General features: G+C 58.5%; 6 protein-coding genes. 3 read left to right on the top strand and 3 right to left on the bottom strand.

Annotation, left to right across the window (positions count from 1 at the left end):
• Nucleotides 1-7 precede the first annotated feature (7 nt).
• The 3 genes from AUC61_RS15235 (at nt 8) to AUC61_RS15225 (ending at nt 3,578) form a co-directional block, all read left to right on the top strand.
• Complete coding sequence (locus AUC61_RS15235; RefSeq protein WP_243247087.1) at nt 8-1,063, top strand: isopenicillin N synthase family dioxygenase; 1,056 nt, start codon at nt 8-10, stop codon at nt 1,061-1,063.
• A 66-nt stretch (nt 1,064-1,129) separates the two neighbouring features.
• Nucleotides 1,130-1,933: an ABC transporter substrate-binding protein gene (locus AUC61_RS15230; RefSeq protein WP_243247086.1), complete on the top strand. Its 804-nt coding sequence runs from the start codon at nt 1,130-1,132 to the stop codon at nt 1,931-1,933.
• Nucleotides 1,934-2,066: 133 nt separating this feature from the next.
• Entirely contained in the window at nt 2,067-3,578 is a 1,512-nt protein-coding gene (locus AUC61_RS15225; RefSeq protein ID WP_243247085.1) for an amino acid ABC transporter permease/ATP-binding protein, read from the top strand.
• Between the two features lie 120 nt (nt 3,579-3,698).
• Here the strand turns inward: AUC61_RS15225 and recD are convergent, their stop codons facing one another.
• The 3 genes from recD to recC are packed head-to-tail and all read right to left on the bottom strand — an operon-like array spanning nt 3,699 to nt 12,969.
• Nucleotides 3,699-5,795 (bottom strand): exodeoxyribonuclease V subunit alpha, encoded by a 2,097-nt coding sequence (gene recD, locus AUC61_RS15220; protein ID WP_243247084.1) that lies wholly within the window; start codon nt 5,793-5,795, stop codon nt 3,699-3,701.
• On the bottom strand, nt 5,792-9,496 hold the full coding sequence (gene recB, locus AUC61_RS15215) for an exodeoxyribonuclease V subunit beta (protein ID WP_243247083.1): 3,705 nt from the start codon (nt 9,494-9,496) through the stop codon (nt 5,792-5,794). The genes recD and recB overlap by 4 nt, the downstream gene beginning before the upstream one ends.
• A complete protein-coding gene (gene recC / locus AUC61_RS15210; RefSeq protein WP_243247082.1) occupies nt 9,493-12,969 on the bottom strand; it encodes an exodeoxyribonuclease V subunit gamma in 3,477 nt (1,158 codons plus the stop codon). Before recC ends, recB begins: the two co-directional genes overlap by 4 nt.
• Nucleotides 12,970-13,314 lie beyond the last annotated feature (345 nt).

Raw genomic sequence — 13,314 nt, 5'->3', positions numbered from 1 at the left:
TGTTGTCATGCCGGATCATTCTCAAGCCATCGCCAACTTCAACAGCATTCCGGTGGTGGACATCGCCGCTCTGTTCAGCACCGACATAACCAAGCGTCAGGCCGTTGCCGAAGAACTCGGCAAAGCGGCGCGGGAAGTTGGCTTTCTGTACATCAAGAATCACGGCATCGATACGCAGTTGATCGATGGTCTGCGCCAGGCGGCCAAGGACCTCTTCGCTCAGTCGCTGGATTACAAGATGCAGCACTACATCGGCACGTCCCGAAGCCATAAAGGCTTCGTACCGGAAGGCGAAGAGGTGTATGCCAAAGGCAAACCGGACCACAAGGAAGCCTTCGACATCGGCTTTGAAGTGGGTGATGAAGACCCACTGGTGATCGCTAAAACTCCGCTGATCGGCGCCAACGAATGGCCGGACCTGCCAGGCTTCAAGCCAGCGGTGCAAGCCTATTACGCGGCGGTGTTCGCCTTGGGTCGGCGGCTGTTTGATGGCTTCGCGTTGGCACTCGGTCTGGAAGAGGGTTACTTCGATGCCATGGTGACGCGGCCACCTTCCAAGTTGCGTTTGATTCATTACCCATTCGATGACGCCGCCCAGGACGCGCCCGGTATTGGTGCGCACACCGATTACGAGTGCTTCACGATCTTGCTGGCTGACAAGCCGGGCCTGGAAGTGATGAACGATCTGGGTCAATGGATCGACGCACCGCCTGTGGAGGGCGCGTTTGTGGTCAATATTGGTGACATGCTCGAAGTGATGACCGCTGGTACGTTCGTTGCAACAGCCCATCGGGTCAGAACCGTCAGCGAAGAACGCTATTCGTTTCCACTGTTCTACGCCTGCGATTTCCACACGCAAATCAAACCGTTGCCGCAGTTCGCCAAGGCAGGCGCACAGGATTACGAGGAGATCACCATCGGCGAACACATGTTCGGCCAGGCACTGCAGACCTATCAGTACCTGCGCAGAAAAGTGGAGAACGGCGAATTGAAGCTTTATGAAAAAGCCCGCAAGCCTTCGAGCTTTGGCCACTTGAAAAACCAGGCGTCAGAACCGCTCTGATTTGTCTGAATACCCTTTTTCCAACCCTGACGTGCCTTACTTTTCTCTACTTTGGAGTCCTCGACGATGCGCAATAAAAAGAACATTGCTGTCCGCTTGACCGTGCTTGCCGCCGCCGTGTTCGGCGCGACGCTGGTGCACGCCGCCCCTACTGTTACACCGGGCGTGTTCAAAGTGGGTATGGAGATCACTTATCCACCGTTTGAATCCTACGACGAGAAGAAAAATGTCGTTGGCTCCGACCCCGAGCTTGCACACATGCTCGCCAAACACATGAACCTCAAAGCGGACTTCGTCGACACAAAATTCTCCAGCCTGATCCTCAGCCTGAACTCGGGTCACTACGACGCGATCATCTCTGGCATGTACATCACCCCGGAGCGTCAGACCCAGGCGCAGACCATCCCTTACGCCAAAACCGGCGCAGCGATCATGGTGCTCAAAGACAGCAAGGTTAAACCCAAGGTGCCGGAAGACCTCTGCGGCCTGAAGATCGGTCTGGAAAAAGGCACCACCTGGGTTGCCCAGTTCAACAAGCTGTCGGTGGATTACTGCGTACCGAACAACAAAGGCGCAATCTCGGTCAGCGAATTCCCATCGGCACCTGAAGTGACTCAAGCGCTGCTGTCCGGCAACGTTCAGGCTCAAGTGGAAATCGACGGCGCCGCAGGCATGATCGCCGAACGCACCAAAGGTCGCGTAGTGGTCAGCACCGAGCACTCAATCTATCAGCAGACGCTGGGCATCTACGTCAAGAAAGGCAACGAGGAGCTGTATCAAGCGCTGCTCAAGGCCTTCGACGAGACCAAGAAGTCTGGTGAATACGATGCGCTGCTGAAGAAATACAACCTGGAAGCGCCGAGTAACTAATTCACAGCATAACCCTGTGGGAGCGAGGCTTGCCCGCGATAAGGGCGATACGGTATTCAGGTCAATCACCTAAACCTTATCGCGGGCAAGCCTCGCTCCCACAGAGATCTGCGCTAATCAGGATGCGGTGTACATGCAATTCGAATGGTCCTACTTTTTTTCTCTGTTCTCGATGGTGGACTTCTGGAAGTCCTGCATCACGGTGATTCAACTCAGCGCGCTGGGTTGGTTCATCGGCATGCTGCTGGGCTTCCTGCTGGCCTCGGCCAAACTGTCAACCTCGCGCTGGGTGAGTGTTCCGGCGTCGCTTTATATCTGGTTCTTCCGCAGCATTCCGCTGCTGGTGCTGGTGATCTTCGTCTACAACCTGCCGCAAATGCTGCCGTTCACCCGTGAAGTGTTCTCCGACCCGTTCTATTCAGGTCTGTTTGCGCTGGTGGTGACAGAAGCCGCCTACATGGCGGAAATCCACCGGGGCGGTTTGATTTCAGTCGCCAAGGGGCAGAAAGAAGCCGGACGTGCGCTAGGTATTGGCGTGCTGGGTATGCAGCGGCTGATCGTGATCCCGCAGGCGTTTCGTATCTCGCTGCCAACGTTGATCAACGAATACATCACCGTGGTGAAACTCACCTCGATCATCTCGGTGATTTCCCTGACCGAATTGCTGACAGTGGGCCAACGCCTCTACGCGCAAAACTTTCTGGTCATGGAAACCCTGTCGGCCGTGGCGGTGTATTACGTGATGATCGTCACGGTGTTTGGCTGGCTGTTCCATTGGCTTGAGCAACATCTGGAACTGAACAATCGCAAGCCGCAAACACTGGATGACGCCAGCGTGCTGCAGCTGCGCAGCAGTCTTCCGGCAGCGGTTTCGAAAGCCGCAGCTCCCGTCGAAAACGGCGTTGCTCCAGCGCTGCAGTTGCACACCATTCATAAAAGCTACGGCAATCATGAGGTGCTCAAGGGCATCAATCTGGACGTGAATGCCGGTCAGGTAATCTCCATCATCGGTCCGTCTGGCTCGGGTAAAACGTCGCTGATCCGTACCGTCAATGGTCTGGAAAGTATTGATGACGGCGAGATCATTCTGTTTGGTGAGAGCTTTATTCATGCCGGCGACAAGCCCAACAACGCGCAGATCCGGCGCGGGGTGCAGCGCATCGGCATGGTGTTCCAGAACTTCAACCTGTTCCCGCACCGGACGATCCTCGACAACGTCACCCTCGCCCCACGCTATCACGGACGCGACCGGCTGATCAGCGAGCAACGCGGTTATGCACTGCTGGACAAGGTTGGCCTGCTCGCGCATGCCCACAAGTATCCGCATCAGCTGTCAGGTGGCCAGCAGCAACGTGTGGCGATCGCCCGCGCCTTGGCGATGGATCCGCAGATCATGCTATTCGACGAGCCAACCTCGGCGCTGGACCCGGAGCTGGTTGGCGATGTGCTGAAGGTCATCAGCGACCTGGCGAAGGAAGGCATGACCATGTTGATCGTCACCCACGAAATGGACTTCGCGATGTCCATTTCAGACCGAGTGATTTTCATGGAAAACGGCGTGGTGCAGGCCGACGCCGGACCGCAGACCATTCGTGCGGGTCAGGCGGGCGAAAGGGTGATGCAGTTTATGGGGCTGGATCGCTGACACACTCTCCCTGTAGGAGCGCACGAGCACCGCGAGGCCGCGATGGCGGTGTATCAGGCAGACCGCCATCGCGGCCTCGCGGTGCTCGTGCGCTCCTACAGATAGAGGTTGTTGTTGTTTTTACAGCTCCAGCATCAACCCACTCAAGCGCTTCACCTTGCGGCGCAGCGCTTCTTCGAACACCCCTTTGCGAGGTTCGATGAGGCTGAACCAATGCTTGGCGCGGGTGATGCCGGTGTAGATCAGCTCTTTGGTGAGCACCGGATTCAGCGCCTCAGGCAATATCAATGCGGTATGGGCGAACTCCGAGCCCTGGGATTTATGCACCGTCATGGCGTAAACCGTCTCCACATCGTTAAGCCGGCTCGGCAAAACAAAACGCACGCCGCCACTGCCGTCATTACGCGGGAACGCCACACGCAGCACCTGCTTGCCCGCTTCCGGCCCATCGCGCTCGGGCAGGCGCAAGGCAATGCCGATGTCGCCGTTCATCAAACCAAGCCCGTAGTCATTGCGGGTCATCAATACCGGGCGACCTTCGTACCAGTGTTGATCACTTTCAATCAGCCGGGCTTCGAACAGCGCAGTCGTGATGCGCCGATTCAAACCTTCAACGCCCCACGGCCCTTTACGCACAGCGCACAGCAACTGAAACGCATCAAATGCGTTCAGTACCGCTCGCGCCCATTGGCCCCAGCGCTCATCTTCCAGCATGGCATCCTGTGGCGGCCGCTGCGCGGCCATCACGCCCAGATAATGCCGATAGCCCTGCGGGCCTTCCGGGCCTTGGTCGAGACCGTCGAGTAGCAGCCGCTCCAGTGAGCGGTCCTGTTCGCTCTTGAGCGCGAGTGCGTGCAGGTCCTTATGGTTTCGTGCAGCCAGCAGATCACGAGCCTGTTCAGGCTGCTGCTGATTGACCAGCCGCGCCAGTTTGCCGATACCACTGCCTTCGCCAAAGCGTCGCGAGTAACGCAGCATCGCAACCTGCTGAGCCAATGGATGCTGCTGCTCATCGCCTTTCTGCAAACCGGCGCGATTCAAGTCTTCGCCGCTGATTACTTCCAGCCAGCGCTGGGTTTGCGGACTGTACAGCCCGGCTTCGGCATCACGGCACAAATCGCCCAGCACCGCGCCCGCTTCAACGGAAGCCAACTGGTCCTTGTCACCCAGCAGCACAAGCCGTGCGTGAGGCGGCAGGGCTTCCAGCAGATTAGCCATCATTTCCAGGTCGATCATCGAGGCTTCATCGACGACCAGAACGTCCAGTGGCAGCAGATTACCGGCGTGATGACGGAAGTGCCGTGTGCCCGGACGACTGCCCAGTAGTCGGTGCACGGTGGTCACTTCGGCAGGAATTTTCTGTCGCACGTCTTCGCTGACCGTCAGGCTTTGCACTTGCTGGCTGATGGACTCGGTCAAACGCGCCGCGGCCTTGCCGGTGGGTGCAGCCAGACGAATACGCAGCGGCTGACCCGCCTGCACGGCAGGGGTTTGCAGCAATGCCAGCAAGCGAACAACGGTGGTGGTTTTACCGGTGCCGGGGCCGCCGGTAATGATGCTGAATGCGCCGCGAGTTGCCAGTGCACAGGCCAGCTTCTGCCAGTCGATCAGCGCATCCGGCGTGGTGTCCGGCGGGAACAGCACATTCAAACGCTGGCCGAGGTCATCAGTGACGGCCTCCTGTTGTGCCAGCCGCTGACGCAGTATCGCGCCGATGCGCCGCTCATACGTCCAGTAACGGCGTAAATACAAACGCCGGTCGGACAACACCAAAGGTTTGCTGGCAGCGCCTTCGCTTGCGTCATCACCTCGAGCAACCAGCGTGCTGCCCAGCAACGCCTGGCACCATGCGCCGCCATCCAGCGCCACCAGCAATTGCGACGGCAGCAGCATAGGGCCGCTTTGCACATCGCCTTCGGGGGGCAGAGACAGGGCGAAGTCCGGCTCTTTGAGGGTCTCGTACAGGTCAAGGCATACATGGCCGTGACCGAGTTGGTGGCTGGTCAACGCAGCGGCGAGCAGTACCAGCGAGTCCGCTGCAGGATCCAGCTCACTGAGGAACGCCACGAAAGCTTTATCCAGCGCCCGCAACCAGCCACGCTCGACCCAGCGCTCAAGCAACAACAGCAGATCACGGACGTTGGTCAGCGGCGCCAGGTCAGCCAGGCTCTGTGCATCAAGAGGCGTAGGCAGCAGTTCAGCGAATGAGCGGCTCATGCGGGTTCTCCGGTGAGGACGAACTCTTCAGTCACTGACTTGCCCTGGAACATGAGATCCAGGGCTTCGATCAGCTCCCGTGGTGGCCGGGTAAACCAAGCGCCCTGGCTGGTTGAATAAGCGCCACGCAGGAACACATAAAATGCGCCGCCCATGTGTTGGTCGTAATCGTAATCGGCGAGACGCGCCTTGAGCTGGCGATGCAACGCCAACAGGTACAGCACGTATTGCAGGTCGTAACGGTTTTCCAGAATCGCGCTGGTCATGGCGTCCTGGGTGTAGCTTTCATCATCAGGCCCGAGCCAGTTGGATTTGTAATCCGCCACGTAGTAACGGCCTTCATGCTCAAAGGTAAGGTCGATAAAGCCCTTGAACATGCCGTTCAGGGAAACCGTTTCTGTTGCGGCTCGCGGCGCATTATCGTGGGTGTAGCGACGTACCAGAGCGTCCATTTGTGCGACGTCGACTTTGCGGCAGGCGAACCAGAACTCCATTTCGATACGGTACTGATTGGGCTGATCCATGGCCCCCAGAGAGATCGGCACACTGTCGCTGGCCAGCGACAATTGCAGATTCAAAACCTGAGTCAGCCAGCCAGTCAGGGTGTCGATCCAGCCTTCCCAACCACGGCGGTTACAGCGGCGGGCAACAGCATCCTTGAGCCCCTGAGGCTCGCTGACCGCTTTGGCAAAACCTTCGTTACCTGCCCATTCGAGCAAACCGTGGAGGAACGTGCCGGGATTCGGTCCGCGTGGAAAACGATGGATATCACCACCGCTGACCAGCACTTCACGCGGTGCCTCGGGGTCGAGGCGTTCGTCGTCGAACAGCTTTTGCGCTTGTGGACTGTCGGGCGACTCATCGCTGCCTGCGGTGATCGTGTCGCCAATGCGTAACGCGCTATAGGACGCGATCCACCAGTTTTCTGCAGCACGGCGTTTAGGCATGCGCGGTTTGAGCAGGGTTGCTTCGTTGCGTGGCGGACTGAAGGTTTCTGCGGTCGCGGCTGGCACGCCGTCGACGCTGATCCCGTCACAGCCTTCGCCAAGATCGCGCAGCCATGACGCCAGGCCTGCTGACTCGACCAACGGCATGCCGCCGCCCAGCAGGTAACCCAATGCCGAGCGGTGCAACATGGAGCTGCTGGAATTACCGCGCTTGAGGTCAGCCACGCCCAGCCAGCAGGCGTATTCGGCGCGAGTCAGGGCGACATAAAGCAAGCGCAGGTCTTCGGCCAGACGCTCGTTGTCGGACTGTTCGATCAGTGCTGCAGTAGGTTTGAGGCTGACCTGTGCTTTGCCGTTTTCATCGTGGAAATGCAGCGGCAGACGCGTGCCATCCACCGGTTTGCTGGAACATATGAACGGCAGGAACACCAGCGGATACTGCAAGCCTTTGGACTTGTGGATGGTCACGACCTTGACCAGTTGCTCGTCGCTTTCCAGACGCAGAATCTGTTCTTCTCCGGCCTGACCGGACAGTGCCAGATGCTCGCCTAAATGGCGGATCAAGGCTTGCTCGCCATCCAGTTCGGCAGCGGCTTGCTGCAGTAACTCGGACAGGTGCAACAGGTTGGTCAGGACACGCTCGCCATCACTACGAGTGATCAGGGTCTGCGGCAAATGGAAGTCGTGCAGCAAGCGGCGCAGCATTGGCAGCACGCCCTGGTTACGCCAGATCAGGTGATAACCGCGGAACTGCATGACACGCGCTTCCCACGCTAATTCGTCCTGATTCAAGCGCTCCAGCTCTGCCAGCGGCAACGCCAGGGTGATGCATGCCAATGCGGCGCGCAGGGTGCGTTCGGAATCCGGCTCGGCGCAGGCCTTGAGCCAAGCCAGTACGTCATGAGCCTCTTGGGCAGCGAACACTGAGTCCTTGTCGGACAGGTAAACGCTGCGCACGCCACGGGCCGACAATTCGCCGCGCACCGCCTGAGCCTCTTTGCCGTCACGCACCAGAATCGCGATGTCGGCAGGCAGCAGGCCTTTAAGGTCTTTATCCACAGTGGCGAAACCGGCGCGGCCTTGTTGCCCGGCGTTAAGCAGCCGGACGATTTCACTGGCGCAACTGGCAGCCAGTTGCTGGCGATAGCTGACGCCTGAGACCGGCTGATCGCTTGCCAGTTGCCAGACATTCAGCGCAGCCAGCGGCGTGCCGTCTATTTGCAGAGCGTCTTTGCGGCCTTGAGAAAGCGCATCCGAAAATGGCACATCGTTCTTGTCGCCTTCGCGAAACAGAAATGCACCGCGCCCTTCCTGACGCTGCTCGGCACGCTGGAACACATGATTGACCGCTTCGACCATGGAGTGGCTGGAGCGGTAGTTGGTGTCCAGCGTGTGCCATCTTCCGGTCGTGGCCTGCCGTGCGCGCAGGTAGGTGTAAATGTCGGCACCACGGAAGGCGTAGATCGCTTGTTTGGGGTCGCCGATCAGGAACAGCCCGGTTTCGGTGTCGTTTTCTTCGAGGCGATAGATGCTCTCGAAGATCCGATATTGCACGGGGTCGGTGTCCTGAAATTCGTCGATCAGGGCCACCGGAAATTGCTCGCGAATCAGCGTTGCCAACCGCTCGCCGCCTGAGCTTTGCAGCGCAGCGTCGAGCCTGAGCAGCATGTCGTCAAAGCCCATTTCCGCACGACGACGTTTTTCTGCTTCGAAGCGCATACCGACCCAGTGGGCAGCGTGTTCGAGCACTGCGGCATCGGGTGTCGGTAAGGTATCGAGCGCGACTTTGAGTTCGACCATTGCCTCGAAGGCTGGATGGGAAGGCGGGTTGCTCTTCCACGCTTCGGCGATGCCATCGGGCGTCAGTCGGGTAAAGCCGGTGCCCAGATCAAGCTCTTCCAGCTCGTCATCAGCCGCCCAGGCAGTGAGCTTTTCAAACCATGGTCGAAAGTAGCGCTCCTGCATCTTGCGCCCATCAACCACTTTGCAGGCCACGCCGTCGATGCAGATGGCGTGTAACTCCGCCGCCCAGTTAGTCCATGGAGATTTAAGTGCTTTGAGCGCTTCGCGACGTTGTTGCAGAGAGGCAGCGATCAACTCGGCAGGTTCTTGCGTCGGGACCGCCCGGTCGCTGCCAAACAGGCTGCGTACCCGAGGTAACAAGGCGGCAGGGCCACTCCAGTTGTCGCGTACCCAGTTCAGCGCATCGCCGCTCATGGGGTAGCAGAACAATCGCCAGTAATCGCGCAGCACTTCGCCAAGCAAATCGCTGTGATCGGTTTCCAGGGTCTGGGTGAACAGGCTGCCGCTGTCGAAAGCATGTTCGCGCAGCATGCGCTGGCACCAACTGTGGATCGTCGATACCGCAGCTTCGTCCATCCATTGTGCAGCGATATCCAAACGACTGGCGCAGGCTGGCCATTGCTCGGGGCTGAACTGCTCGCGCAGTTCATTGATCAACTCATCAGGCGCGCTGATTTCTTCACGAAAAAAGCGTGCAGCTTCAGCCAGGCGAATACGAATCCGGTCGCGCAGCTCTTTGGTCGCAGCATCAGTAAAGGTCACGACGAGGATTTGCGGCGGTAACAGCTCGCGACCAAAACCGGACGCGTCACCGCCATGGCCGAGAACCAGTCGCACATAAAGCGCCGAAATGGTGAAAGTCTTGCCGGTACCGGCGCTGGCTTCGATCAGTTGGCTGCCACGCAGCGGGAAACGCAGAGCCAAGGATGCGGTGTGTTGAATGTCGGTCATGCGCTGGCTCCTTCACTTTGCCAAGGCGCGTCGAAAATCGGCTTGTAGAGCGCATCGCACCAACCGGCGAATTCTTCGCTGTCGATCAACGCGTCGAAGTCCGGGAACTGCCGGGCCAGCGCAGTACTTTCGCGTCGCTCGCCGTCGGTGGTTTGCCCGTCGCCTTCATAGGCTTTGCGTGCCGCCGCTTCAGCTTTGCTTTCGTCATTCTGCCCAAGCCAGGCGAACGCTGTTTTGACTGCGACCGGTAAAGGTCGCTGCATGCCACTCAGCCAGGCGGTGAGCAAGTCATTCAGCGCAGCTGTGGCGAGAGATTTATCCAGCGGGTCCAGCAGCAACGTTTCATCGCTGGCTACCAGCGCAGTGCTCAACGGCAGCCCGCACGCGCAACCCACCAGATGCAGAACCCAGGGGCGAATCAGGCGATGCCATTTACGGTTTTTCTTCGAACCGATGGAGTTGGGGATCGCGGTGACCAACAAGTACTCACCCTGAGCATTGCCATGCAAGCCACCCAACCAGCCTTCCAGACGTACGTTTTGATGGGCATAACTGACCGGCAGCGCGCTGCTGAGCGGTTCAGGCCATCTATGAAGGATGCTCTGATAACGCTGCAGCAAGTCAGGCAAAGGCTCGATCAACTCTTCTCGCAAGCTGCTGCCGAAACCTGCCATGGGTAATAAGCCACTGCCCTGAAGTTTTAACGCCTGAGCCTGCAATACCTCATCGCTATCCTGCGAGCTGGTCAGCGCGGCGTTCAGCAGGCTGTCGCTGAGGCTGTAACGCTCTAGAGCATCGAGCACAAACGGTTCTTCATCAGCCAGCGGAGCTTCGGCGACTTCGAAGTAGATCTTCAGGCGCTGGCTGAAGAAATGTTTGACCGGGTTTCTGAGGAAGTCCTGCAGTTGAGCGAGGTTCAGTGGCTCGTCTTGTTCGTGGGCAGGGAGTGGCTTGGTTGTCGGCACGGTGACATTGGACTCATGCAAGACCTGCCATTCACGGGCGAAGCTGAAGAAGCCTGTGTTCTCATGAAAGTACTGCGCACTGAAAGGCTGCAGCGGGTGTTCGAGGGTCAGCGCGTGCAGAAGCTGCTGACCGGGATCGCGCTTTTTAGCCTCCATCGGCTCCTGGGCGTTCAGGAGTCTCCAGCCAGCCGCCAGATGATCACGCAACTGGCCGATCAACACGGATGGCGGCCGCTCACTGTTGTCACGAATGCTGCGACCCACCCAACTGATGTACAGCTGATCCCGTGCTGAGAGCAGTGCTTCGAGTAATAAGTAACGATCGTCTTCACGACGTGAGCGGTCACCGGGACGGTAATCGCTGCCCATCAAGTCGAAGTCCAGTGGTGGCTGCGCGCGGGGGTAGTCACCGTCGTTCATGCCGAGCAGACACACCAGCTTGAACGGAATCGCACGCATCGGCATCAGTGTGCAGAAGTTGACCGAGCCTGCGAGAAAGCGCTGCGACAGACGGCCCTGATCAAGCCCTGTCAGCCATGCCTCACGTACGACGGTCAGTGGCAGTTCGTCTTGCAAGCCAACCGATTCACACGTCTCCAGCCAGGTCTCGCGCAATTGCTCCAGTTGCGCGAGCAGGTAATCGTCGTGCTCGCTGTCAGCCTGGAAGAACAGCTGTATCAGTGCTTGCAGGCGTAAGCCCCACTCCGTCGCTACCGCTGGCGAGGAAAGCTCGCTGTGGGCAACCTGAAGCGCGTCGATCAACGCCACTAGCGGGCCGATCAAGGCTGCATCCAGGCCGCCAATTTCGTCATAGGGTTCGATACCATCACAGGCAGCACCGGCACCGACGGCATAACCGAGCAACATGCGCCGTAATCCGAAATGCCAGCTGTTCTGTTCCAGAGCAGCAGGCAAACCGAGCCCTTCACGCTGCTCGGCGTTCAGGCCCCAACGTACGCCTGCACCTTCAATCCAGCGATGAAGTGTCGGTAGGTCACGTTCCTTGATCTTGAAACGCGCACGTAACGCGGGAACGTCCAGTAGGTCGAGGATCTCGCTGACCGGGAAACGGCTGTCCGGAATCTTCAGCAAGTGCTCGACCGCAATCAGCAGAGGCTCGCGGCCGCGCTGCCCTTGGTCCGCAAGGGTGAACGGGATGAAACGACGGTCATCACGCTCGATCTGACCAAACACGGCGCGGATGTGGGGCGCATAACTGTCGATATCCGGAACCATGACGATCATATCGCGCGGTCGCAGGTCAGGATCTTTACTGAATCGTGCGAGTAGCTGGTCGTGCAAAATCTCGACTTCACGCTGAGCGCTGTGCGCGACATGGAAACGAATCGAGCGGTCTTGCAACGGGTCAACAGCGGGCCATAGATTCCGGGTTTCGTCGAGAGGCCGCAACTCCAGGATATCGTCCTGCAACTGGTTGAGAATGGTATGCGGATCAGACTCGCTGAACAGATCGATACGCCCGTCCTTGAAGGCAGAGCGGTAGCTGCCAGGATCATCGTGACTGTCCAGCAGATTGATGTAATCGCGGCCCTGCTTTCCCCATGCAGCCAATAGAGGGTGAGCATGTTGATGCAACGCTTGTGGATCAAGCACTACTGGCATTCCCGCCTTGCGGGCCTGTCGCTTGTATTGGTGCCGCAGCAAGTCTTTGTCGGCGACGATGTCCGCCCAGTGGTGACGACATGGGTTGTGTACACAAAGCAGCACCTGGCTGAATCGTGCCAACCCGGCCAATGCTTCCAGAGCCTGAGCGGGCAGTGACGAAATACCGAAGACGATGACCCGAGCCGGTAGACCCGCCGGGGCTTCATTCATCTGCGTGATACGTTCGATAAAGCGCTGATGCACTCCTGCCCGGCTTTGGGCCATTCCTTCGGTGCCAACATCCAATAGCAACGCACGCCACAACTCAGCCTGCCAGCAATTTGCCGGGGTCAGAGGTTTGGCTTCGCCTCTGACGTTACGCAATTGATGGCGACCTGCTGCCCAGTCCTCCAACCAGTCAGCGCGGTAGACCTGGTATTGGTCGAACAGGTCAGCCAGGCGCTCAGACAACTGGTAGCGCTTGCGTAGGTCCGTATCGGCGGTGAGGAACCGGCGCAGGGGTTCGAAATGCGGTTGATCAATCAAAGCGGGTAGCAAACGCATCAGGCGCCAGGTCAACGGAGCCTTGTCCAAAAGTGACGCGGCCGGGATTTCATCTTTGCCCAATACCGATCGATACAGCTGCCACATGAAGCTGCCTGGGAGCTGGACATCGATTGCTGCGGCAATGCCACAGCCACCCAAGTCCTCATCTTCTGCATCCTCAGCCAAGGCCAGCTTCAGCCATTGAGCAATGCCGTTGCTCTGTACCAGAGCGATTTCATTTTCTAAAGGCGCGAGCGGATAACGGCGCATCCAGGACACAACCAGACTGCGCAGATCATCAAGGCGGTTGCCGTGAACCACCATGAAACCGGCACTGAGAGAGGTTGTTACGGGCATGGCTGCTTCCTTGGCTGGGGTAATGCGGTGTGGGAAAAACTGTAGCCGAACCTTAAAGCAAAACGGAGGAGGTGTAGGAGGGAATTTGGTTGTACAAAAACGCGGTATTACTGCTGCCATACAGTATCGCAGCAGCCAAAGAACCCGGTGGGCCGGATCATCCTGCAGGCGATAGGTATGTAGCGTCTGTACCGGCCTCCTCCCGAATGAATTCGGTCCTACCCGATAGCGGTGAACCGGTAGGAGCTGCCGAAGGCTGCGAGGCGGTGTGTCAGGCTAAAAGCGTGAACGTCCATCGCGGGCAAGCGCGCTCCTACAGCTGAGCCTTTTTTCTTCGTGCATAAA

This window comes from Pseudomonas maioricensis (genome assembly GCF_022790535.1).
Taxonomy (GTDB): domain Bacteria; phylum Pseudomonadota; class Gammaproteobacteria; order Pseudomonadales; family Pseudomonadaceae; genus Aquipseudomonas; species Aquipseudomonas maioricensis.
Note: the sequence above shows the minus strand (reverse complement) of the source record. Positions and strands in the feature narration are given on the sequence as shown.

Excerpts from the sequence above, each read along its gene's own strand:
- recD (WP_243247084.1), bottom strand. The coding sequence starts at position 5,795 with ATGAGCCGCTCATTCGCTGAACTGCTGCCTACGCCTCTTGATGCACAG.
- recB (WP_243247083.1), bottom strand. The coding sequence starts at position 9,496 with ATGACCGACATTCAACACACCGCATCCTTGGCTCTGCGTTTCCCGCTG.
- AUC61_RS15225 (WP_243247085.1), top strand. The coding sequence starts at position 2,067 with ATGCAATTCGAATGGTCCTACTTTTTTTCTCTGTTCTCGATGGTGGAC.
- recC (WP_243247082.1), bottom strand. The coding sequence starts at position 12,969 with ATGCCCGTAACAACCTCTCTCAGTGCCGGTTTCATGGTGGTTCACGGC.
- AUC61_RS15230 (WP_243247086.1), top strand. The coding sequence starts at position 1,130 with ATGCGCAATAAAAAGAACATTGCTGTCCGCTTGACCGTGCTTGCCGCC.
- AUC61_RS15235 (WP_243247087.1), top strand. The coding sequence starts at position 8 with ATGCCGGATCATTCTCAAGCCATCGCCAACTTCAACAGCATTCCGGTG.